The following is a 23,530-nucleotide window of genomic DNA, read 5'->3' on the forward strand; positions in this document are numbered from 1 at the left end:
CGGCATCCCCTTCCCGTTTCCCTGTGCCCGGCGCTCAGCCGAGGCTCACGTTGGTGCGCGTGAAGCGCCCGTACACCGCGTACAGCACGAGCGTCGCCGCAAGCAGCAGCCCGCCGAGCGCACACGCCATGCCCCAGTTGATCGTCACGTTCGTGAAGTACGCGACGTAGTAGCTGACCATCTGGTCGTTCGGCCCGCCGAGCAGCGCGGGCGTGATGTAGTAGCCGATCGCGAGGATGAACACCAGCAGCGCGCCCGCGCCGACGCCCGGATAGGTTTGCGGCACGTACACGCGCCAGAACGCGGCGAACGGATGGCTGCCGAGCGACACGGCCGCGCGCTGGTAGGTCGGCGGGATCGACTTCATCACGCTGTAGAGCGGCAGGATCATGAACGGCAGCAGGATGTGCGTCATCGAGATGTACACGCCGACGCGGTTGAACAGCAGCGTCAGCGGATGCGAGATCAGCCCGCTGCCGATCAGCGCCGTGTTGATGAGCCCTTCGCTCTGCAGCAGCACGATCCACGCGGCGACGCGCACGAGCACCGACGTCCAGAACGGAATCAGCACGAGGATCATCACGAGGTTCGCGCGTCGTTCCGACAGCGTCGAGATCCAGTACGCGAGCGGATAGCCGAGCAGCAGCGCGAACAGCGTGACGGCCACGCCGATCACGAACGTGCGGCCGAAGATCGCGAGGTAGATCGACTGATCGGGATCGGCTTGCACGATGTGGCCGAAGCCGTCCTGCTTGTGATCGAGCGCGGCGAGCAGGTAGAACGGCGACACCTGGCTGCCGTTCTTCGCGATCGACTGCCAGTACGCGACGTCGCCCCAGCGCGCATCGAGGTCGATGAATTTGGCGCGCGTCTGCGCGGGCGTCAGCGCCGCGTCATTGTCGCCCTTCAGCGGCATCGCGCGCGCCGTCTTCGCGACGAGCGAGCGATAGCCGGGAATCTCGGTGTTCAGGCGCCGCGCGAGCGCGCCCATCGCCTCGCTGTCGGCCACCTTCGTCATGTCGGCCGCGAGCGCGACATACGCGGCGTCCGCCGGCGGCGTCTTGCGGTCCCAGCCCGACAACGCGGCGACCGTGTTCGGCAACGCGGTCGCGATCTCCGGGTTCTGCACCGCGCGCGTGAGCAGCGTGCCGATCGGCACGACGAAAATCAGCAGCAGGAAAATCGCGAGCGGCGCGACCAGCAGCAGCGCCATCGTGCGCTTGCGGGCCTCGGCGACCTTCAGCTCGCGCTTGAGCGCGGCGGTCGACGGCGAGGAAGGCGCGATCGTCATCGTATTCAACTGGTCTCTCCGGCCGGACACGTTCCGGCGGCATGCCGCGCGACGCGATCGACGCGTCGCGCGGCCGGTTGCATCACGACACCCGTGAGGATGCCTGACCGGTTACTTCGTTGCCCACGCGGCGAAGCGCTGTTCGAGCTCGTCGCTGTGGTCGGTCCAGAAGCCGATGTCCTCGAGCACCGCGTTCTTGCCGTTGGCCGGCGAGTTCGGCAGATTCGCGAGCGTCTTCGCGTCGAGCGCCTTGATCGCGGCGACGTTCGTCGGGCCGTACGCGATGTGCTGCGCATACGCCTGCTGCGGCTTCGGCGTCAGCGAGTACGCGATGTACTGCTCGGCCAGCGCCTTGTTCGGCGAGCCCTTCGGAATCGCCCAGTAGTCGAGGTCGTAGATGCTGCCGTTCCACACGACCTTCAGGTTCTTGCCTTCCTTCTGCGCGGCGTCGATGCGGCCGTTGTACGCGGTCGACATCACGACGTCGCCGGCGACGAGGAACTGCGGCGGCTGCGCGCCCGCTTCCCACCACTGGATGTACGGCTTCAGCTCGTCGAGCTTCTTGAACGCGCGATCCTGGCCGGCCTTCGTGCCGAGCACCTTGTAGACGTCCTTCGTCGCGACGCCGTCGGCCATCAGCGCGAATTCGAGGTTGTAGCGCGCGCCCTTGCGCATCCCGCGCTTGCCGGGGAATTTCTTCACGTTCCAGAAATCGGCCCAGCCCGTCGGCGCGGTTTTCAGCTTGTCCGCGTTGTACGACAGCGCGGTCGACCACACGAAGAAGCCGACGCCGCACACCTGCGGCGCTTCCGGAATCAGGTCGGATTTCTTCGCGATCTTCGACCAGTCGAGCTTCTCGTACAGCCCTTCGTCGCAGCCGCGGTTCAGGTCGCCCGATTCGACTTCGACCACGTCCCAGTTGACGTGCTTCGCCTCGACCATCGCCTTCACCTTCGCCTGCTCGCCGTTGTATTCGACGGCCGTGACCTTGTTGCCGGTCGCCTTCTCGAACGGCTGGTTGAACGCGACCTTCTGCGCGTCGCCGTTCGCGCCGCCGAAGTTGACGACCGTGAGCTCGGCAGCCGTGGCCGATGCGCCGAACGCGACCAGTGCCAGCGCGAGTGCCGTACGGCGCGCGGTAAAGCTTGCTCGTTTCATGATGGTTCCTCTCCTCTCGTGGTGGAAGTGGGCTTTGTTGTTGACGACGTGCTGCGGAAAACCGGGTAATCCATGCTCACGCGAACACGCGCAGGTGTTCGGGCGAGAACGCAAGCGAGACCGGGGCGCCTGGCGAGAACGCGTCGAGCGCGCCGGTGCCGAGCGGCACCTTCACGAAGCACTCGTCCTGGCCCGGCAGTGCGCAGCGCATGCGCACGTGATCGCCGAAATAGATGAGGCTGCGCGCCTCGCCGCTCACGCAATTGGCGGCGCCGCCATTCATCCCGTTCGCGCCGTGCGCGGCGAGGCTCATGCGCTCGGGGCGGATGCACGCGACAGCGGATGCGCCCTCGGCGGCTTCGCCGATATGGCGGCCGACAAGCTTCGTGCCGTCGTCGAGCCGGAATTCGCAGAATTCGCCGTCGACGCGCGCGATGGTGCCGCGCAGCCGGTTGCTGTCGCCGATGAAGTTCGCGACGAATTCGTTGCACGGCGATTCGTACAGGCGGTCGACGGTGTCGAGCTGCTGCACGATGCCCTTGTCGAACACGGCGACGCGATCGGACATCGTCAGCGCCTCGCCCTGGTCGTGCGTCACGTACACGAAGGTCACGCCGAGCTTTTCGTGCAGCGCCTTCAGTTCGTATTGCATGTGTTCGCGCAACTGCTTGTCGAGCGCGCCGAGCGGTTCGTCCATCAGCACCAGCTTCGGCTCGAACACGAGCGCGCGCGCCAGCGCGATACGCTGCTGCTGGCCGCCCGACAGTTGCGCCGGATAGCGTTTCGCGAAGCGCTCCATCTGCACCATCTTCAGCGCGTGCGCGACACGCTCCGCGCGCTCGCCGGCGGGCAGCTTGCGCACCGTCAGCGGATACCCGACGTTCTGCTCGACCGTCAGGTGCGGAAACAGCGCGTAGTTCTGAAACACCATGCCGATGTTGCGCTTGTGCGGCGGCACGTTGTTCAGCAGCTCGCCGTCGAGGCGGATCTCGCCGCCGGTCGGGAATTCGAAGCCGGCGAGCATCATCAGGCAGGTGGTCTTGCCCGAGCCGGACGGCCCGAGCAGCGTCAGGAATTCCCCGCGGTGGATGTCGAGGTCGAGCGATTTGACGACGAGCGTTTCGCCGTCGTAGGTCTTCCGCACGCCGCGAAAGCTGACGATCACATCATCGGACTTCATCGTGCTGTCCCCTGGTTCCGCGCCAATTGATTTTGAGATGCGAGCCACTATACGGCGCGCACGGTTCTATACTAGGGAACCATTTCAATATTCCTAGTAGGACCACTTTGGATACCGTGATCGTCGCCGACTGGCTGTCCGCCCGCATCGACCGCAGCTCGCCCGAACCGATGTACCGGCAGCTGCTGCAACTGATGCAGCAGGCCATCCTGACCGGGGAATTGGGGCCAGGGACAAAGCTGCCGAGTTCGCGCACGCTCGCGGGCGACCTGTCGATCGCGCGCAATACGGTGCTGCACGTGTACGACCAGCTGACGGCCGAAGGCTACGTGCTGACGACGACCGGCAGCGGCACCTACGTGGCCGACACGCGGCCGGACGCCGCCGCGATCCGCGTGCCGGGTGCCACGCCGCCGCCGTCAGCCGCCGACGAACTGCCGGCGCCCGACGCGCAGGGCAGCCTGTCGATGCGCGGGCGGCAGTTGATCGAGCATGCGGGCGTCTCGCGGCGCCAGTGGGGTGCGTTCATGCCGGGCGTGCCGGACGTGTCGGAATTCCCGAGCCGCACGTGGAGCCGCCTGCAGGCGCGGCTGTGGAAGGAGGCCAATCCGGAGCTGCTGACCTATGCGCCGGGCGGCGGCTACCGGCCGCTGCGGCGTGCGCTCGCCGATTACCTGCGCGTCGCGCGCTCGGTCAAATGCTCGCCGGACCAGGTGATCATCACGACGGGCATCCATCAGTCGATCGATCTCGCGGTGCGGCTGCTGTCCGACATCGGCGATCGTGCGTGGGTCGAGGAACCGTGCTACTGGGGCGTGCGCAGCGTATTGCAGGCGGCCGGCCTGACGCTCGCGCCGGTGCCGGTCGACCAGGAAGGGCTCGACCCGCGCGCGAGCGACATGCAGCACCCGCCGCGGCTCGTGCTGGTCACGCCGTCGCACCAGTACCCGCTCGGGATGGTGATGAGCCTCGCGCGGCGCCGCATGCTGCTCGAATATGCGCGCCAGCACCGCTGCTGGATCATCGAGGACGACTACGACAGCGAATTCCGTTACGGCAGCCGCCCGCTCGCGTCGCTGCAGGGTCTCGACGACGGCGGCCGCGTGATCTACGTCGGCAGTCTCGGCAAGATGCTGTTCCCGGGGCTGCGGATGGGTTACATGGTCGTGCCCGAGCACCTGGTCGACACCTTCCGCACCGGGTTGTCGGAGCTGTACCGCGAAGGCCAGCTGATGCAGCAGGCCGTGCTCGCCGAATTCATCATGGACGGCCACCTCACTTCACACGTCCGACGAATGCGCACGCTGTACGGCGAGCGCCGGCAACTGATGATCGACGCGATCCGGGCGCGCTTCGGCGAGGCGCTGCCCGTGATGGGCGACGAGGCCGGCCTGCATCTGGTGCTCGGCCTGCCCGATGCGTGCGACGATCGCGCGGTCACGCAGAGCGCGTTCGACGCCGGCGTGATCGTGCGCCCGCTGACCAGCTACTACAGCAACCTCGACACCGCGCGGCAGGGCCTGCTGCTCGGCTATGCATGCGTCGCGCACGAAGGCATCCGGCCCGCGTTCGATACGCTCGCCGATACCATCGAGCAACATCTGCCGCGAGACATCACGCGCGCGGCATGAAGCCCGCCACACGCGGCGACACCCGGGTCAATGCGCGCTGCCCGCGCCGCGATCGAGCGACGCCGCGCGTACGGCTTCGCCGGGCTTCGTGAACACGCGCTGCCGCAGCGCGGCAATCTGTGCGTCGCGGTCCTGCGGCGACAGGCCGGCCGACTCGATCTGCGTACGCTGCGCCGCATAATCCGCGTAACGGCTCTGCCACGACGCATCGTCCTGCTGCATCTGCGCGACGCGCGCCGCCGCCTCGGGCCCGAGCGTCTGCGTCAGTTGCGCGCGCATCGCATCGGGCGTCGCGCCGCTCTTCCGCAATTGTGCGATCTGGTCGATCGCCGCGCGCTGCCGATCCACCCGCTGCTGCGCCTCGCGTTCGTCGGCCGGCATCTGCTGCTCGAGCGCCGCGAGCCGTTCGGCCTTCTGCGCATCGGTCAATGAGCGGTCCTGAGTGATCTTCAAGCGTGCGAGGTCATAGCGCTGCCGCCACTGCTCCGCGCCGAAGAACGGCTGGCTCCAGTCGCCGAGCGTGCGGTACGCGATCGACGCCCGCTGATCGAGCGCGAGCTGCAACGCGCCGGGATCGGACTTGTCGACCGCACCGGCGTCGCGCAATGTCGCGAGCGCATCGAGATACGCGCGATACCGATGCCACACGTCGAGCGCCTCCGCCTGTGCGACCGTGCCGTCGAGCTGCGCGGCGATCTCGCGAACGACGAACGCATCGAGCGCGGCCGCGCTCAGGTCGCTCCGCGCGGTCAGGCAATAGTCGAAGAAATCGCGCACCGTGCGAGACTTCGCGAGATGGCCGCCTGCATCGAGCGGCAACCGCGGCGCACTGGAACCGGCGAGCGACGGCGGCACGCCCGCACTCGCCGGCACCGCGGCCTGCGATGCGGCGACCGCCACGCCGCCCACCGCGGCCGCCTCCGGCGCATCACCCGCTGCGCCCGTGCCGCGATGCGATCCCGCACCGCTCCACATCGCGACGCCGGCGACTGCCGCGAGCCCCACGCCCCCGTAGATCGCAGCGCGCCGCACGAGCGGCGCGCGCCCTTCACGTGCCGCCATCGATCACACGCCCGCGAGCTTCAGCCGGTTCGCATGCGTGCGGATCACCGCGACCGGGTCTTCCGCATACGCGCCGCGCACGCCGAGCAGCTGGTTGATCTCGTCGATATGGTTCCACTTGTAGCGCGTGCTCAGCACCTTGCCGTACAGCGCGCTGCACTTCGACACGAGCCCGTCGTTCTCGCCCGAACCGCGGTTGATCATCACCGTGCCCGTGCCGAACAGCGCGAGCGTCGACAGGTCGAGCACGTTCGCCGGATCGACGACCGGAACGGTGCTCGTATCCGTCGCCCCCGTCACGCCGAACAGCGACAGCGTCGGCTGGATCGCCGTGCCGGCCCACGAATACAGCAGATGCGTGTTGCCGCCGACGGTTTCCGTCGGCGCGCCGGTCTGGCAACTGCCGGGAGCGCCGAGGCCCGCGCTCGGATAGTTCTGGTTGTAGGTGGCGGCCTGCGCGGTCGTCAGCGTCTTCAGCGACGCGAGTGCGTCCTGGTTCGTGTTGTGGCTGCTGCTCGTCAGGATTCCGAATACATTGACGAACGCGGCGATCACCGTCGACGACAGTCCGGTCGGATCGTACGCGAGCACGTCCTGCACGAAGTCGGCGAACTCGGAGCCGCGATGCGGCGTGCCGATCGTCGTCACCGACGCGACGAGATCGGGCGCGACGGCCGCGACATAGCGCGACGTCAGCCCGCCCTGGCTGTGACCGACGAGATTGACCTTGGTCGCGCCGGTCGCGGCGAGCACCGTCTTCACGTAAGCCAGCAGCTGTTCGCCGCGCCCGTTCGGGCCGTCGTCGCTCTGGAAGCCCGACAGGTTCGCGACGTAGACGGTCGCGCCATGCTGTTGCAGGTCTTCCTGGATGCCGTACCAGTAATCGAGTACGCCCGCGTACTTGTCGGTGCCGGTCAACCCGTGCACGAGAATGATCGGATAGCGCGTCGTCGCATAGTCGTCGGCGGGCGCGGTTGCCGCCATCGCCGCGTGCGTCGTCGCGAGCGTCGTCAGCGCGGTCGTCCCCGCGAACGGCGCGACGCTCATCGCGCATGCCACTGCCCCTGCCATTACCCTGGAACGCATCGATTTGGCCATGCATGTTCTCCTGATTATTGTGCTGCCGGTGCGAATGACACCGGATCGACACGCACGCCGCCTCGCACGGACCTCGTGTGTCGAATGCGGGAGTGAAGCACGACTCGCGAACGTTTGCGCCCCGACTAGATACGGTTCTCTAATCGGTTGACGCGCCCCGCCCGTTCGGGCGGGGCGGCGTGCAGGCACGCGCATGCTGCGGCGCACACGCGCGTGGCGCGCTACAGCTTCGCGCTCACGCGTACCCACGCGGTACGCCCCGGCTCCATCACCGGCGCATTCGCCGGATAGCCGAAACCCGCGTTGCCGGCAAGGTTCAAATGCTCGGTGTAGGCCTTGTTCAGCACGTTGTCGACCCCCACCGAAATCTGCACGGTCTTGCTGACGTTGTACTGCGTATGCAGCGACAGCACGCCGAATCCGGCGCTCGGGCCGAAGTCCTTGCCGACCACGTTGCCCTCGTTCAGCGCATAGCGATGCTGCGACGCAACGATGCGCCACAGGCCGCCCGCCGACCAGGCGCCGCGCGTGTATTCGAGCCCGATGCGCGCCTCCAGCGGCGGCATCTGCGGCAGCGGATCGCCGCTCGCCACGTTGCGCCCCCACGCATACGCGAGCGACGTCTCGACGCGCAGCGGCGCGACCGGCCGCCACGACACGCCGGCCTCGCCACCCATGATCTGCGCGTTGACGTTGGTCGCCTGCGTGGTCGGGCCCATCATGCCGGTCGCATAGTCGAACAGGATGAAGTCCTGGACGTAGCCCGCGTACGCCGACACCCATGCATCGAACCGGTCGCTCTTGTATTGCGCGCCGATATCGAGCTGCGTGGTCTTCTCCGGCCGCACCGCCGAGAACGCGTTGACCGACCCGGTCGGCCCGCGCGTCGCGGAGAACAGTTCCCAGTAGTCCGGATAACGCTCCGCGTGGCCGATCCCCGCGTACCACGTGACGGGCAGCGACGCGAGATCGCGCTCGTAGCGCACGAAGCCGCTCGGCAGCACCTTCGTCCGATCGTCGTCGAACGTCGGATTCGGCTTGCTCATCATCATGCCGCGCTTCATCGCGCGCTTGTCGCGTGCGCTCGCATAGTCGACGCGCGCGCCGCCGATCACGCGCGATACGTCGCTCGCATACCACGTCAGCTCGCTGAACACGCCCGCATTCCACATGGTCGCCTGCGCATCCCACGGCTGGTCGCGGTAGTTCTGCTGCCCCATCGACGAGCGCGAATCGAGCCGGTTCGATTGCGCATCGACGCCCGTGACGAACTTGAAGTCGTCGCCGAAGCGGAACGTCGCGGCCGCACGCGCGCCCACCGTGCGGCGCCGCACGTCCGCGGCCATCCGCATCGGCATGCTGCTCGCGGGGTCGGGCTGCCGCAACGTGTAGTTGTCCATCACGTGATCGGCTTCGTTGTAGTACACGCGCGCCTCGATCCGGTCGAGCACGTCGCCGAGATGCCGCTTGTCGAACGACAGGCCGAACGTCTCGCGGCGGAAATGCGCGCCGTCCATCCCGCGGCCCGCATAGCGTGCGTAGCCGTCGCCGGTGCCGGCGGTCAACTCGACGCGCGTATGGTCGTCGGGCGTCCAGCCGAGCGCCGCATCGGCGTTCCACTTGTCCCACTGCGACGGCACGGTGTTGCCGTTGCCGTCCTGGTAGTCCTGCGAATGCGCGTGGTTCGCGGTCACGCGGCCATAGACGTCCGGCGTGCCGGCAGTGAGGTCGATGTTCTGGTCGTTGCGGCCGAACGATCCGCCGACCAGGCTGCCCTCGAAGCGCATGCCGGGGCGCTCGAAACGCGGCGTCACACGCTCGAACAGCACGGTGCCGGCCGATGCGCCGGGACCGTACAGCACGGTCTGCGGCCCCTTCACGACCGTCACCTTGTCATAGCTTTCCGGTGCGATGTACGACGTCGGCGCGTCCATCCGGTTCGGGCACGCGCCGAGCGTCGGCATCCCGTTCGCCAGGATGTTCAACCGCGAACCGAACATCCCGCGCAGCACGGGGTCGCCGTTCGTGCCGCCGCTGCGGATCGACGTGAAGCCGGGGATCGTCTTCAGGTAGTCGGCGCCGTCGCTGGCGGGCAGCGGCTGGCGCGGCGCCTTCGGATCGGTGACGACGACGAGCGGCGTCGACAGCGGCGCCGCGACGACTTCGACGGGCGGCAACAGCATCGCGGCGTCGTTCGCCGTCGCGCCGGCCGCAGGCGCCGTTTCGGCCGCGGCGGCGCTCGCGGCCAGCGCGCCGACAGCCAGCGCGGGAACGGTGAGTTTCAGCATGCGCGGCAAGGGCCGCGCACGGGCATTGCGTGACGCCCGTGGCGCACGCAACTGGAAATTGGTCATGATCGAAAGCCCGAGTGACGCCCTCCACGCGGCCTCGACGGGCCGCACGGATATCGGCGGAATGAGAAACGGTGGGAAACGCGTCAGGCGCGCTCGGGCGGTGCGCGCGGATAGGCGCGCGGATAGCGGTCGCTGCGCGCCGCGACGGCAGGCGGCGCTGCGACGGAAACGGAAACGACGGGAACGGCGCCGACCGACGCGGCGGCAGGCGCGCCGATGGCCGGGCTATGAGCGAAGAAGCCGCAGTAGCCGCACGCGTCGAGATGCAGCGCATGATCGTGCATGCCGCCGGCAGCAGGCGCACGATGCGCGCCATGCTCGGTACTGCAGACGATCGCATCGGGCGTGGCCGCCTGCGCGATACGCCACTGCGACACCAGCGGCGCGGCGATCGCGATCCAGATCGCGAGCAGGCCAAGCCAGGCAGTCAGGTGACGATGTCGGTGCAGCATGTGCGGCGACGAGTAAGCGGAATGTAAAAACAGCCGAGATGTTACAGAATGTTCAACGCGATGACCAGTGCCGACGACGGTAAACGAACCGGGGGCGCATGGTTGTCAACACAACCATGCGCCCCCGCCTGCGATGCGCTTCGGACGCGCGATGATCAGGGCGCCATGCGCCGCAGCACGTCGTCGCGCCGGATGAAGTGATGGTAGAGCGCGGCCAGCGCATGCAGGCCGATCACGAAGTAGAACGCGTTGCCGATCAGCTCGTGCGCTTCCTTGATCGTCGGCCGCAGCGCCTTGTCGGGGCCGAACAGCGTGAACGACACGCCGAGCCAGTCGAGCGACACCGGCTTGCCGCCCATGTTGATCATCATGATGCCGAGCAGCGGCTGCGCGATGATGAACACGTAGAGCGCGAGATGCGCGAGCTTCGACAGCCAGCGCAGCAACGTCGCCTGCGGAATCGCTTCCGGCGCGCGGCTGACCAGTCGCCACAGCACGCGCAGCACCGACAGCACGAGGACGAACGTACCGGCCGTCAGGTGCACGTTCATCCAGAACGCCCGGCTGTCGCTGCCTTTCGGTCCGCGGATCTCGATGGCCAGGTAGGCCAGCGCGACCAGCAGGAAGATGGCCCAGTGGAAGAAGATCGCGGGCGAGCTGTAGCGCGTCTGTTTCGCGAGGATGTTTTTCATGCTTCGTCTCGTGTCGTATTCGGGGAGGGGCGCCAGCTGCAGCCGGCCTGCGCCCGGCAAGGCTGTGACGATTGTAGCCGCGCGGGCGGCCGGTTTTGCACGGCGCGGTCAAATATCCGACGAATCGTCAACGCGCGCCGCGCGCGGCCGGCCTATGGAAAATCCGCATCGCGCGCCCGGGCGGCTGTGGCACGATGAAGCTTTGGTGCGACGGCGCGCGGGCATCATGAGCAAAGCGTTCTTCGTTGCAGCCTACCGGCTGATCGCCGCATTGCTCGCGGTGTCCACCACGCTGCACAGCGTCGCCGACTACTGGCGCCTGCCGAGCTTCCATCTCGGCAACTACCTCAGCTACTTCACGCAACTGAGCAGCCTCTACGCGGCCGCGATGCTGGCCGCGGGGCTGTGGCGCATCGCGCGCCCCGGCTCGGCCCGCTACGAATCGATGCGCGGCGCGGCAGTGCTGTACGTGCTGATCACCGCGATCGTCTACGAGCTGCTGCTCGCGCGGCTCGATGCGCTGCGCCACGTCACGCCGGCGTTCAACAACTGGGTACTGCACCGGATCGTGCCGCTCGTGATGCTGTGCGACTGGCTGTATGTCGAACCGCGCTCGCCGATTCCGCGCCGCAGTGCGTTCGCGTGGCTCGGCTTTCCGGTCGTCTATCTCGGCTATACGCTCGTGCGCGGCGCGGTGGAGGACTGGTATCCCTACCCGTTCGTCGATCCGCGGCCGCACGGCTATCTGCCCGTCGCGATCCAGTGTTCGCTGATCGCGCTCGGCGCGGCGGCGCTCGCACTGGGCATTCGCTGGCTCGGCAATCATGCGAGACAGTCTGGCAGCGCGACGCTTAAGGAAGGATGAAGATGGAAGCGGTTCGACCGTGTGCGCCGCCCGGCGCACACGTGGCGATACCGACGATCAGCCGCCGTTGCGCGGCAGGAAGTTCATCGGATCGACGACCTTGCCGTTCTGGCGGACTTCGAACTCGAACGTCGAACGACCGCTCGCGTCGGTGCCCATTTCGGCGACCGGCTGGCCCTGGCGCACCGCGTCGCCTTCGTTGACGAGCAGCTTGCCGTTGTGCCCGTAGGCCGTGATGAGCCCGTTGTCGTGCTTGAGGATCACGAGCGGGCCATACGCCTTGACGCCGGAGCCGGCGTACACCACGCGCCCGTTTGCCGCGGCCCGCACCGAGTGGTCGGGCCCGGATGCGGCGATCACGACGCCGCGCGTCTTGCCGGCCGCAAACGGCGTCGCGACGACACCCGTGGCCGGCCACGCGAGCGAGCCCGGCTGGGCGGCGGCCGCGGGCGGCTGCCCGTACGCATTGGCCGCCGGCGGCGGCGCGACCCGCAGCACCTGGCCCGGCGACACGGCGTCCGTCGGCGCCATGTGGTTCCAGCTGGCCACGTCCTGCACGCGCTGTCCGTAGGCGCTCGCGATGCCCGCCAGCGTATCGCCCGGGTTCACGCGGTAATAGCCGGCAATCACACCCGGCGTCGCAGCCGACGTGGGCGCCGGCTGGCGCGTGGGTTGCCAGCTGTCGGTCCACGGCGTCATCGTGCAGCCCGTCAGCGCGATGGCCGCGGCAACGAGCGCCGCCTGCGGCAGCCAGCGCGTGAGCGTGTCGTGGATGGGAATAGTTTCTCTCAAGGGTCCTCCCGGATTTGCGTCGTCGCGCCGCCCACCGCCCCCCGGCGCGCGACGCACGATGTCCGGCCGAACGGCCGGATCAACCAGTATCCGACCGCTTTCGCGGCCGTCAGTTTCCACAGCGGAACGTCGGCGCGGATGAGCTCACCGGCCCCTTTTTCGCGTCGTCCCGACCGGCAAAGATACCATTTGTCGCGGTCAACACCCCGACAGTTGCCCGATCCGGAAACAATCTTGCGGCATCGCACGGGCATCCCGGCGGGCCGCGCGCCGCGCCGGGCGGGCCATCCGGCCGGCGCTTGCGGGTTTCTCGCGGCCGCGGCCGCCCTCGCCCGCCGTATCGGCCCCGTCATATTCTCCGCTTCGATCGCGGCCTATACTCGGTGGTGCGCAGCGCGATCCAACGACAACGAGGAGCAAGACAATGAATAACGCGACGTTTCTCTCCGTGCAGCTCGACGCCGACGATTTCGCCGGTTCCAGCGGTCTGGTCGAATTGCTCAACCGGCACCTGTTGTTCGCGACCGACGTCGCCGAAGCGGCCGACGCGCTGGTTCAGTTGGCGAGCGTCACGCACCTGACCGGCGCCACGCGCCACAGCGTCGAGTTGCCGGTCCTGGCGATCGAACGACTGCGCGACGCACTCGATACGCTGAGCGGTTACGACGAAACGTGGCTGCAGGTGCTGGAACCGGCCGAGGCGCTGTTCCGCGAGATCGGGCGCGGCAGGCGCCCGCTGCACTGAACGCCGCCGCATTCATTGCGCGTTCCAATGAAAACACCCCGTCGTTCCGCATAGCGGTACGACGGGGTGTTCGTACTACAGGGGGTCAGATGCGGTCGCCAGCGCGGCCGTGCCATTAACGACCCTTGTAGACCGGTGCGCCATCCGAGATGCGCTTGACTTGCCAGCCGGTCTTGGCCGCGGCCGGCGCGCCCGATTCCTGACCAGCAGCCGGTTGCGCACCGTAGCCGGTCGTGTCGGCAGCGGCGACGTTCTGTTGCGGGTTCAGACGGGCTTCGGCGGCCTGGATGCTTTCCGGGTAGTTGGTCCGGTCGCTGCCCAGCTTGTAGCCGGCCTGTTGCAGCTGAACCAGCTCGGCCTTCACCTGGGCACGGGTGACGGGCGCGTTCTGTTGGGCGAACGAGACGGCGGGGACGGCGAGGACAGCAGCAGCAGCGAACGTTGCGATCAGCGATTTCATGATTACCTCCGGGATTTTTTTGCTCCGCCGCACACACCATGTCTGCAGCGATGGAACAGAGTTTAGTCCCGGCAGCACCTAGGGAAAACCATGAAAGAACGAAAACACTGTTTCCCCGGAGCCAACAATGCCGGCATCCGGGATCGAAAAACCCTATTCAAAGAATAGATTTTCGCAACAATGCCGCCGCCACCGGCCGGTTACGACCAGTTCGCGTGGAAGCTGCCCGGCTTGTCCGTGCGCTCGAACGTGTGCGCGCCGAAGAAGTCGCGCTGCGCCTGCACGAGGTTCGCGGGCAGCCGCTCGGACCGGTAGCTGTCGAAGTACGCGACCGCCGACGCGAACGCCGGGACCGGCACGCCGGCCTTCACCGCGGCCACCACGACGTCGCGCAGCGCGGTCTGGTAGTTCGCGGCGATGTCCTTGAAGTACGGGTCGAGCAGCAGGTTCGCGAGCGCCGGATCCTTCGCATACGCGTCGGTGATCTTCTGCAGGAAGCGCGCGCGGATGATGCAGCCCGCGCGGAAGATCTTCGCGATCGTCCCGAGATCGAGGTTCCAGCCGTATTCTTCCGACGCCGTGCGCAGCTGCGCGAAGCCCTGCGCGTACGAGATCACCTTGCTCAGATACAGCGCGCGGCGCACCGCTTCGACGAATGCAGCGCGATCGCCGTCGAACGGCGCGGCGGCCGGGCCCGACAGGATCTTGCTGGCCGCGACGCGCTCGGTCTTCAGCGACGACAGCACGCGCGCGAACACCGACTCGGTGATGAGCGGCAGCGGCACGCCCAGATCCAGCGCGTTCTGGCTCGTCCACTTGCCGGTGCCCTTCTGCGCGGCGCGATCGAGGATCACGTCGACGAGATGCTTGCCGGTTTCTTCATCCTTCTTGCCGAAGATCTTCGACGTGATCTCGATCAGGTAGCTGTCGAGCTCGCCCTGGTTCCATTCGGTGTACACCGCGCCGAGTTCGTCGTTGGTCAGGCCCGCGACGTCCTTCAGCACCGAGTAGCTTTCGGCGATCAGTTGCATGTCGCCGTATTCGATGCCGTTGTGGACCATCTTCACGTAGTGGCCCGCACCGTCCGGGCCCATGTACGCGACGCACGGCTCGCCGTCCGACGGCGCCTTCGCGGCGATCTGCTTGAGGATCGGCTCGACGAGGTCGTACGCGTCGCGCTGGCCGCCGGGCATGATCGACGGGCCGCGCAGCGCGCCCTCTTCGCCGCCCGACACGCCGGTGCCGATGAAATGCAGGCCCGACTGCGCGAGTTCCTGGTTGCGGCGGATCGTGTCGGTGAAATGCGTGTTGCCACCGTCGATCAGCACGTCGCCCTTCTCGAGCAGCGGCTTGAGCGAGGCGATCGTCGCATCGGTCGCTTCCCCGGCCTTCACCATCATCAGGATCCGGCGCGGCGTTTCGAGCGACGCGACGAATTCTTCGAGCGTATAGGTCGGCACCAGATTGCGGCCGGGGAATTCGGCGATCAGTTCGTCGGTTTTCTCGCGACTGCGGTTGAACACCGACACCGCGTAACCGCGGCTCTCGATATTGAGTGCGAGATTGCGGCCCATCACCGCGAGCCCGATCACACCGATTGCTTGTTTGCCCATTAGTCAATTCTCCGGAAAAAACGGGGCGCGACCCGAGCCGGGCCGCGCGCACAGGCGAAAGGATAGTGGAAACCCGGCGGCGCTGCGCGCTTGCGTGTCATTGCTCCGCGTGCGGCAGGCGCCGGAACACGACGCTCAGGTTGTTCGCCGGCATCTCGACGACCTCGATGCAGTCGAGCCCGAGATCGAGGCCGAGCGCGACCACGGTCTCCAGATCGCGCACGCCCCACGACGGATCGCGGCTGCGCAACTGCTGGTCGAACGCCTCGTTCGACGGCGCCGTATGCCGGCCTTCGCGACGGTACGGGCCGTACAGGAACAGCACGCCGCCCGGCCGCAGCACGCGCGACGCACCGGCGAACAGCGCGCCGGTGCAGGCCCACGGCGAGATATGGATCATGTTGATGCAGACGATCGCGTCGAGCGCCGCGACCGGCCACGGCGTGTCGCGCACGTCGAACGCCAGCGGCCCGGCAACGTTCGCGAGGCCCGCATGCGCGACCCACGCGGCGATCGAACGCCGCGCCTGCGCATCGGGATCGCTCGGCTGCCAGTGCAGGCCCGGCAACGCCTGCGCGAAATGAACGACGTGCTGCCCGGTGCCGCTCGCGATTTCGAGCACGCTGCCGCTCGCCGGCAGCACGCGCCGCAGCACGTCGAGGATCGGCCCGCGATTGCGTTCGGCCGCCGGCGCCGACAGCCGCGCGGACGGATCGGGGGAAGAAGCGGCGCCGGTCACGATGCATGCTCCTGCGTGTCGCCGGCGCTGCTGCGCCCGAGCCCGAGCCGCGCCACGAGTGCGTCGAGCGCGGGTGCGCAATGCGCCTCGACCTTCAGCGTCAGTATCGGGTCGGCGCGCGTATGGCCGAGATTGAGGGCGGCAAGCGGCTTGTGCTGCGCCTGCGCCCACACGCAGAAGCGGTAGCCGGAATACACCATCAGCGACGAACCGACGACGAGCAGCGCGTCGGCCGCATCGAGCGCCTGCGACGCCAGCGCCACGCGTTCGCGCGGCACGTTCTCGCCGAAGAACACCACCGCCGGCTTCAGCAGGCCGCCACACGCGGGGCACGCCGGGATGCGGAACGTATCGAGCGCGGCCCATTCGAGATGCGCGTCGCCGTCCGCCGCCGGCTCGGCCTGCGCGCCCAGCAACTCGGGATTGTCGGCTTCGAGCACGGTCTGGATCGTCGCCCGCGCGTGATGCGCGCCGCAGTCGAGGCAGGTCACGCCGTTGATCCCGCCGTGCAGTTCGATCACGTCGTCGCTGCCCGCCCGCTGATGCAGGCCGTCGACGTTCTGCGTGACGAGGCGTTCGATCCGGCCCGCGCCGCCGAGCCGCGCCAGCGCGACGTGCGACCCGTTCGGCCGCGCGCGGCCCACGACCGGCCAGCCGATCATGCTGCGCGCCCAGTAGCGGCGCCGCGCGGCATCGGAGCCGAGGAATTCGTGAAGCTGGATCGGCGGCGAGCGCATCCATTGACCGTTGCGGTCGCGGTAACCGGGAATGCCGGAATCGGTGCTGATGCCCGCGCCGGTCAGCACGAGCAGGCGCGGATGACGCTCGACGAACGTGTGCAGCGCATCGAGCGCGGCCGGATCGACGTCGGCGATGGAGGGATCGGGCAAGGCTTGATCGGGCAAGGCTTTATCGTTCATGTTGGCAACGTGATCGGTCGCGCCGGCAGGCCGTGCGCCCGCACGGGCGGCCACGCACGCCAGCACATGATACAGAACGCCGTGCGATCGGGCGGACCGCCGCCACGGCACGCCCGCGCACGCAAAAAGACGCCCGTCGCCGCTCGGCGACGGGCGCTTCAACAATTGATCCATCGGGGTAGTGGATCAACTGACAGCACAATGTTGCGACGCCCGTCATACCGCGATCGACGGCCGTTCCCCTGGACCCTGCGTGTTCCGCCTGCCGCGCACATCGGCGCGTCATCGGCCTTCCCGACCCGATCCCGTTCCACCGGCTCGTCACGCCGATGCGATGCCCATCGCGCAAACGCGTTCGCCGCGCGACGACGGGCGTGGTGTCATGGCATGACGATTCCGGGATCCGGGCCGACGCCATCCGCCTGCGTTCGCGGTTCATCCGCGACGGCCGACCGGCACCGGTCGGCTTCGTGCGTCACGCATGCACGTCGTCGTTCAGAACGAACCCGATTGCTCGGATGGAACGGAAAGCCGCTCGCTCACGTCGCCGCAATCAGCGGCGAAGCGACTACCCTGGCAGGTCGGCGATTCATGTTTGCAACACGATTCGTTGCGTTTCGGTCTTTTTTCATTCTCTTGTCCCCGTCTCCGATACATCCGACCCACTGAAGCGATTGCCGGGTCGACTGCGCCCGCGATCGCGCTCACGGCCCATACCACCATGCAAGGAGCGCACCATGTTTCATGGCGCAAGGCCTCGCGGGGCCCGGCAAGGCCGCGGGCAGGCATCGCGCCCCGTCAGAAAGCCCGAATGTTTCGAAACTGAAACGCACCGCCGGTGCCGCCGGCATCGTCGCGTCGGCGCTGCGCGCGGCGGCCAATCGCCTTACAATCGGCCCACGATTGGCGCCGCCCCGTCACCGGATGCGAGCGCCCGGCATTGCCCTTTCCCGCAGATCTGCACCGCCCGACCGGAACCCGCACTCGCCGCATGCCCGACACGAAGAACTGGCTGGAGATCGACTACCGCACGCTGTTCAGGCTGCACACCGATCGCCGGATCGAACGCGAGAACGATCCCGACGAATCGCCGGCGCCACGCTTCTGGCTCGGCCGCTGCGCGGGCGGCACGCTGTCCGGCGTACGCGCGGACGTGCCCGCCGGCATCGCGGACGAACTGACGCGCGTGGCCGACAGTGAACCGCCGTGGTCGGACGACGCGCCGCCCACGCACCTCGAACGCTATCTCGGATTGCTCGCACCCGTTTCGCACTGGACCATCGGCCTCGTGTATGCGTTGCCGCATGCGCTCGAATTCGATACCGACGCGCACGCCACGCTGGTCGACGGCGACAGCGACACGGGTCGACGATTGCTGCAATCGCTGGCCGTGCACGGCATGCCGGAAGGGCTGCTGTCGATGGGGTTTCGAAGCGCCGCCGATCTGTGGGCGCCGTGGTGCGCGGCTGTGGTCGACGGCGAAATCGCGTCGCTCGCGTTTGCCGCGCGACTGTCCGACGTCGGCGCCGAACTCGGTGTCGCGACCGCGCCGGCGTTCCGTGGGCGCGGCCTCGCGGCCGCCGTCACCGCCGCGTGGTCGCGCTTGCCGTCGCTGCGCACGCGCACGCTGTTCTACAGCACCGACCGCGACAACCGCGCGTCGCAACGCGTGGCGTCACGCCTGGGGCTCGCGTTGCGTGGCGCGACGCTGCGGGTCGGGTAGCGCGGGGCGGAACCGTCCCGCTCGCGCATCGCGCAAACACGCTAGCATTCGGACACGGAACGCCGCGCGTTCCCGTCGCCTCGCCTCCAAGGACTCGCCATGACCCCTTCCGCTTCCACCCGCGCCGACGTCGCGCATCGCGTCTTCTCGGCCGGGCGGCTGTCGATCGGCCTCACGCTTCCGCTGCTTCGCAGCGGCCACATCGTCGCGGACTTCAACGAACAGCTCGAACTCGCGGCGCTGGCCGATTCGCTCGGCTTTCGCGCGCTGTGGATTCGCGACGTGCCGCTGAACAGCGCCGACTATCCGGACCCGGTCGGCCACCTCGATCCGTGGGTGCTGCTCGGCGCGCTGGCGTCGCGCACCCGCCGGATCGCGCTCGCCAGCGGCGCGATCGTGCTGCCGCTGCGCCATCCGCTGCATATCGCGAAAGGTGCGCTGTCGGTCGCGACGCTGTCGGGCGGGCGCTTCATCCTCGGGCTCGGCTCCGGCGACCGGCCGCCCGAATACGCGGCGTTCGGCGTCGACGCGCAAACGCGGCGCGACCGCTATCGCGCGCACTGGGACGTCGTCGCGGCCGCGCTCGGCGTGCCGTCGCGCGTGCTGCCCGACGAAGCGCCGCCCGATGCGCCCGAATTCACGCTGCTGCCGCGCGACGGCGACGCGGTGCCGATGCTTGCGGTCGGCTCGGGTGGACAGAGCGTCGACTGGATCGCCCGGCATTCGATCGGCTGGATGACGTATCACCGCGATCCGGATACGCAGCGCGCCCGCTATTCGATGTGGCGCGCGGCGGTCGAGCGGCTCGCGTCGCCGCCGTTTCGCGCGTTCGGCGTCTCGATGCGCCTCGATCTCGCCACGCACCCCGATACGCCGGCCACCGCGCTGTCGCTCGGTTACGCTACCGGGCGCCGCGCGTTGGTCGACATCCTGCGGGACATGCGCACGGCGGGTACGCATCATGTCACGCTGAACCTGGGCTCGGACCGACCCGTGCGCGAGGTCATCGAAGAAATCGCCGAGCACGTCTTGCCGGTATTTCATGACGAGCAGGCGTAATTCATCAGGAATCCGAATTCCGTGATGGAATGCAGGCGTGGATCGTGATCGAACGAGTGCTCGCTGGGTGACGCATCCCGCGCCGGCGTCGATAAACCCGCGTGACAGGCTCCTTACGATCGGGGAAGCGGGATCTTGCGTCCGATATCGGACCGCCGACGGTCTGCGTCCGGCACACGACTTGCGCGCCTGCATGGCCGACGTCGCGCATGCCCGATCCGAATCGTCGGCGACGGAACGACGGAACTATTCGGTCCCGATCGCGATCATGTTAACTTCCGTCCATCGTTCAGCCTGGCGGGCCGCGTGATGACACGCACCCGCATGCCCACTCCATGCGACATATCCTTCTCGGCTGGCTGCTCGCCGCCGTCGTCTCGGCCGCCCACGCGGCCGCTCCCGCTCCGGCCGCCGCGTCGGCCGCCTCCGACGCCGCGCCCGCACTGACGCCGCAACAGGCGCGGCAGGCACTGAATGTGCTCGAAAACCCGCGCGAGCGCGCGCAAGTCGAAACGACGCTACGCGCCATCGCGGCGGTCGGCGCGTTGAGCGCACCGGCGGTGCCGGCCAGCGCAGCGTCTGCGGCCAGCGGCGCATCGGCGGCCGCCGCGCCGGCCGCGCTCACGTCGAACGGGCTCGCATCGATGCTCGTCCGCCAGGGATCGCGCTGGGCCGCTCAGATCGGCAACGCGCTGCAGGAATCGCTGCGCTCGCTGCTCGACATCGGGTCGGTGGGCAACTGGTGGCACGACAAGCTGGTGCGCGCCGACCAGCGGGCGGATCTCACTCGCACGCTCGGGATCCTCCTCGCGGTGCTCCTGCCGGCGCTCGTCGTCGAATGGCTCGCGAAGCGGGTGTTGCGACGCGCGCTGGCCGCGGTGGCCGCACGCCGCGCCGATACGTCGCGCCGCACCGCGTCCGATTCCGCCGCATCGGACGAGGATCACGCACCGCCGCCCGATACATCCGCCCCACCCGATCACGCCGACACGGTCGACGCTCCCTCGTCCACGCAAAGCCGCGGCCATGCACGCCGACACACCACGCTGCTGCACCGGCTGCCGCGCGCGCTCGTCAGTCTCGCGCTGCGCGTGGTGCCGCTGCTCGTATTCGTCGGCGTCGCGAGCCTGACGATGTCGTTGCTCGACGAAGCCGGCACGCCGATCGACGCCGCGCTCGAAGCATTGATCGACATCTACGTGATCTGCCGGCTCGTCACGATCGTCAGCCGGCTGTTCTTCCAGCCCGATGCGCGGCAATTGCGGCTGCTGCATATCAGCGACGCATGGGCCGAATTCGCGCAACGCTCGATCGCACGGATCGTGATCGTGGTCGGCGCATGCACGGCGGCCGTCGAGATCGCCGCGAACTTCGGTCTGAACGAAGCCGGCCATGTCGCGCTGCTGAAGGCCGTCGCGCTCGTCGGCCACGTGATGATCTCGGTGCTGATCCTGCAGTGCCGGCGGCCGGTCGCGGCACGCATCCGTGCCGCCGGCGCGGATCGCCCGACCTTCTCGGTCGTCGGCAACGCGCTCGCGGACGCGTGGGCGCCCGTCTCGGTCTTCATCGTGATGGCGCTGTGGTTCGTGTGGGCGCTCGACGTCCACAACGGTTATCGCGTGCTGATCACGCTCGGCGGCCGCTCGATCGCGGTGATGATCGCGATGCGGATGGTGTCGATCGTCGTGTTCGGCGCGCTCGCGCGGCTGTTCCAGCGCCGCGAGGACGACCGCACGCTCGTTCATCTGCACGCGTACCGCTACTACCCGCTGCTGCGCCAGATCGTGTCCGGGGCGATCGGCGTCGTGACCCTCGTGCTGCTGCTGCAGATCTGGGGCGTGCCGATCTTCCGCGCGTTCGAAACCGGCACGATCGGCCACCGGCTCGCGTCCGCGCTGGTGACGATCGCGATCGCGGCGATCGTCGCACTCGTCGTGTGGGAAGCGGCCAACATCGCGATCGAGCGCCGCCTGCAGCGCTGGACGCGCGAAGGCAACCTGGTGCGCGCGGCGCGGCTGCGCACGCTGCTGCCGATGCTGCGCTCGCTGCTGTTCGTGATGATCGCGCTCGTCGTCGTGCTGACGGGCCTCAGCGAACTCGGCGTGAACGTCGGGCCGCTGCTGGCCGGCGCCAGCATCTTCGGCGTCGCGCTCGGCTTCGGCTCGCAGAAGCTGGTGCAGGATTTCATCACCGGGATCTTCCTGCTGATGGAAAACGCGATGCAGGTCGGCGACTGGGTCACGCTCGCCGGCGTGTCGGGCACGGTCGAATACCTGTCGATCCGCACCGTGCGGCTGCGCGCCGGCGACGGGTCGCTGTACACGATCCCGTTCAGCTCGGTGACGACGGTCAACAACACGAATCGCGGGCTCGGCAACGCGGCCGTCAAGGTCAGCATCGCGTATGGCGAGGACATCGACCGCGCGATCGCGACGCTGAAGGAAATCGGCGCCGCATTGCGCGACGATCCGAAGTATCACGACGGCATCCTGTCGGACTTCAGCTACTGGGGTATCGACCAGGTCGACGGCGCGGCGCTCGCGCTGGCCGGACAGATGCAGTGCACGGACTCGGCGCGCTGGAGCGTGCAGCGCGAATTCAACCGGCGGATCGCCGAGACGTTCCGCGAACGCGGAATCCGGATCGCCAATCCGCAGCGCAGCGTCGTGGCCTATGCGGACGGCTCGCGGCCTGTCGCCGCCGACGAAAACGATCCGCGCGCCGACACGCGGAATGCCGCCGATACGGCAGCCCCACCGCCGTCGCCCGACGAAGCGGCGCGCAAGCCGGGTTGATCGCGATCGCCCGGGACAGGTAACCTGCCGCGCTCAACGCGCGGCAGGCTTCTTTACGCGCGCCGTGCGTTTCGCCGCGGGCGGTGCCGCTCCCGGCTTCGCCGCGCGCTTCGCGACGGCACCCTGCCCGCGCTTCGCAACGGCTTCCGAACCGGCGGCGCCCGTATCGCGCTGCGCATGCCACTGCTCGAGCAGCACGCGGGTCTGGTCGGCAATCGTTTCGGTCACCAGCGCCGCGCGTTCGCCCTCGAACGCGTCCCATTCGAGCAAATGCAGCGCCGAACGCTGCGCGATGTGGAACACCGTGATCTGCCCGAACAGGCTCAGCGCGCGCAACCGCGTGACGGAATCGTCGGCCGGCCGGCCGGTGATGCGGCCGATCAGCTCGGCGCTCACGTCGTTGAGCGGCTTGCGCATGCGCGTCATCAGGATCTCGCTTGCGCTCGCCGGTTCCTGGCCGCCCTGCTCGCGCGCGAAGAACATCCGCTGGTTCATCGTCTTCGGCGCGGTGAACATCCGGTCCGACAGCGCGCGCAGCAGCCCGATGAACGCATCGATCAGTTCGTCGACGCTCGCATGGGCCTCGAGCATCGCCCGCGCATGGCCGACCGCCGGCGCGAACACCGCCCAGCCGTGCTCCGCGATCGTCTCGACGCACGCGCGGTACACGCCTTCCTTGTTCTCGAAGTAGTACTGGAGCGCCGGCGCGTTCACGCCCGCCATCGCGGCGATCTCGCGCGTCGACGCGCCCGCGAACCCACGTTCGCCGAACAGTTCGATCGCCGCCTCGATGATCCGCTGGCGCGTCTCGTCGCCGCGCGCGTAGCCGCCCGCCGACGTGCGGCGCAGCTTCTTCGCTTCGTTCATGCCTTCCTCGTCATTCGATCGATCGACATTCTAC

At 68.2% G+C, this 23,530-nt stretch carries 20 protein-coding genes; 6 read left to right on the forward strand and 14 right to left on the reverse strand.

The window, feature by feature from the left end; translation table 11 throughout:
• Positions 1 to 34 precede the first annotated feature (34 nt).
• From DTA15_RS25530 to DTA15_RS25540, 3 genes are all read right to left on the reverse strand, one after another.
• On the reverse strand, positions 35 to 1,291 hold the full coding sequence (locus DTA15_RS25530) for an ABC transporter permease (protein WP_006487718.1): 1,257 nt from the start codon (positions 1,289 to 1,291) through the stop codon (positions 35 to 37).
• A gap of 111 nt (positions 1,292 to 1,402) precedes the next feature.
• A complete protein-coding gene (locus DTA15_RS25535; RefSeq protein ID WP_006487757.1) occupies positions 1,403 to 2,449 on the reverse strand; it encodes an ABC transporter substrate-binding protein in 1,047 nt (348 codons plus the stop codon).
• Positions 2,450 to 2,525: 76 nt separating this feature from the next.
• Positions 2,526 to 3,629 (reverse strand): ABC transporter ATP-binding protein, encoded by a 1,104-nt coding sequence (locus DTA15_RS25540; RefSeq protein WP_012493203.1) that lies wholly within the window; start codon positions 3,627 to 3,629, stop codon positions 2,526 to 2,528.
• A 107-nt stretch (positions 3,630 to 3,736) separates the two neighbouring features.
• Here DTA15_RS25540 and pdxR point away from each other — a divergent pair, with 107 nt between their 5' ends.
• Positions 3,737 to 5,260, forward strand: a complete 1,524-nt coding sequence (pdxR, locus tag DTA15_RS25545; protein WP_006487755.1) for a MocR-like pyridoxine biosynthesis transcription factor PdxR — start codon at positions 3,737 to 3,739, stop codon at positions 5,258 to 5,260.
• 27 nt (positions 5,261 to 5,287) lie between these two features.
• Here the strand turns inward: pdxR and DTA15_RS25550 are convergent, their stop codons facing one another.
• The 5 genes from DTA15_RS25550 to DTA15_RS25575 form a co-directional block, all read right to left on the reverse strand.
• On the reverse strand, positions 5,288 to 6,322 hold the full coding sequence (locus DTA15_RS25550) for a lipase secretion chaperone (protein ID WP_006493459.1): 1,035 nt from the start codon (positions 6,320 to 6,322) through the stop codon (positions 5,288 to 5,290).
• A 3-nt stretch (positions 6,323 to 6,325) separates the two neighbouring features.
• Entirely contained in the window at positions 6,326 to 7,420 is a 1,095-nt protein-coding gene (locus DTA15_RS25555; protein WP_006495972.1) for a triacylglycerol lipase, read from the reverse strand.
• Positions 7,421 to 7,641: 221 nt separating this feature from the next.
• A complete protein-coding gene (locus DTA15_RS25560; RefSeq protein ID WP_006483769.1) occupies positions 7,642 to 9,774 on the reverse strand; it encodes a TonB-dependent copper receptor in 2,133 nt (710 codons plus the stop codon).
• A gap of 83 nt (positions 9,775 to 9,857) precedes the next feature.
• Entirely contained in the window at positions 9,858 to 10,226 is a 369-nt protein-coding gene (locus tag DTA15_RS25570) for a DUF2946 domain-containing protein (RefSeq protein ID WP_006483774.1), read from the reverse strand.
• 155 nt (positions 10,227 to 10,381) lie between these two features.
• Positions 10,382 to 10,918, reverse strand: a complete 537-nt coding sequence (locus tag DTA15_RS25575; RefSeq protein WP_006483770.1) for a cytochrome b — start codon at positions 10,916 to 10,918, stop codon at positions 10,382 to 10,384.
• 226 nt (positions 10,919 to 11,144) lie between these two features.
• Between DTA15_RS25575 and DTA15_RS25580 the strand changes: the two genes are divergently transcribed.
• On the forward strand, positions 11,145 to 11,783 hold the full coding sequence (locus tag DTA15_RS25580; protein WP_012493201.1) for a Pr6Pr family membrane protein: 639 nt from the start codon (positions 11,145 to 11,147) through the stop codon (positions 11,781 to 11,783).
• Positions 11,784 to 11,840: 57 nt separating this feature from the next.
• Here DTA15_RS25580 and DTA15_RS25585 read toward each other — a convergent pair whose 3' ends face one another.
• Positions 11,841 to 12,575 (reverse strand): peptidoglycan DD-metalloendopeptidase family protein, encoded by a 735-nt coding sequence (locus DTA15_RS25585; RefSeq protein ID WP_006495975.1) that lies wholly within the window; start codon positions 12,573 to 12,575, stop codon positions 11,841 to 11,843.
• A 424-nt stretch (positions 12,576 to 12,999) separates the two neighbouring features.
• Here DTA15_RS25585 and DTA15_RS25590 point away from each other — a divergent pair, with 424 nt between their 5' ends.
• Positions 13,000 to 13,320: a hypothetical protein gene (locus tag DTA15_RS25590; RefSeq protein WP_006485139.1), complete on the forward strand. Its 321-nt coding sequence runs from the start codon at positions 13,000 to 13,002 to the stop codon at positions 13,318 to 13,320.
• Between the two features lie 115 nt (positions 13,321 to 13,435).
• Here the strand turns inward: DTA15_RS25590 and DTA15_RS25595 are convergent, their stop codons facing one another.
• From DTA15_RS25595 to DTA15_RS25610, 4 genes are all read right to left on the reverse strand, one after another.
• Positions 13,436 to 13,780 carry a DUF4148 domain-containing protein gene (locus tag DTA15_RS25595; protein ID WP_006485136.1) on the reverse strand — a complete coding sequence of 115 codons (345 nt, stop codon included), beginning with the start codon at positions 13,778 to 13,780 and terminating at the stop codon, positions 13,436 to 13,438.
• A 200-nt stretch (positions 13,781 to 13,980) separates the two neighbouring features.
• Positions 13,981 to 15,393: an NADP-dependent phosphogluconate dehydrogenase gene (gene gnd / locus DTA15_RS25600; RefSeq protein WP_006479382.1), complete on the reverse strand. Its 1,413-nt coding sequence runs from the start codon at positions 15,391 to 15,393 to the stop codon at positions 13,981 to 13,983.
• A 97-nt stretch (positions 15,394 to 15,490) separates the two neighbouring features.
• Complete coding sequence (locus DTA15_RS25605) at positions 15,491 to 16,132, reverse strand: DUF938 domain-containing protein (protein WP_006485137.1); 642 nt, start codon at positions 16,130 to 16,132, stop codon at positions 15,491 to 15,493.
• Positions 16,129 to 17,037, reverse strand: a complete 909-nt coding sequence (locus tag DTA15_RS25610; protein WP_369718866.1) for an NAD-dependent protein deacetylase — start codon at positions 17,035 to 17,037, stop codon at positions 16,129 to 16,131. The genes DTA15_RS25605 and DTA15_RS25610 overlap by 4 nt, the downstream gene beginning before the upstream one ends.
• Positions 17,038 to 18,043: 1,006 nt before the next feature.
• Between DTA15_RS25610 and DTA15_RS25615 the strand changes: the two genes are divergently transcribed.
• From DTA15_RS25615 to DTA15_RS25625, 3 genes are all read left to right on the forward strand, one after another.
• Positions 18,044 to 18,775, forward strand: a complete 732-nt coding sequence (locus DTA15_RS25615) for a GNAT family N-acetyltransferase (protein ID WP_006485144.1) — start codon at positions 18,044 to 18,046, stop codon at positions 18,773 to 18,775.
• A 99-nt stretch (positions 18,776 to 18,874) separates the two neighbouring features.
• Entirely contained in the window at positions 18,875 to 19,834 is a 960-nt protein-coding gene (locus DTA15_RS25620; protein WP_006485141.1) for an LLM class oxidoreductase, read from the forward strand.
• Between the two features lie 335 nt (positions 19,835 to 20,169).
• On the forward strand, positions 20,170 to 22,629 hold the full coding sequence (locus DTA15_RS25625; protein WP_012493198.1) for a mechanosensitive ion channel family protein: 2,460 nt from the start codon (positions 20,170 to 20,172) through the stop codon (positions 22,627 to 22,629).
• Positions 22,630 to 22,662: 33 nt separating this feature from the next.
• Here the strand turns inward: DTA15_RS25625 and DTA15_RS25630 are convergent, their stop codons facing one another.
• Entirely contained in the window at positions 22,663 to 23,496 is an 834-nt protein-coding gene (locus DTA15_RS25630) for a CerR family C-terminal domain-containing protein (protein ID WP_006484783.1), read from the reverse strand.
• Positions 23,497 to 23,530: the final 34 nt, after the last annotated feature.

It is taken from the genome of Burkholderia cenocepacia, assembly GCF_900446215.1.
GTDB lineage: Bacteria > Pseudomonadota > Gammaproteobacteria > Burkholderiales > Burkholderiaceae > Burkholderia > Burkholderia cenocepacia.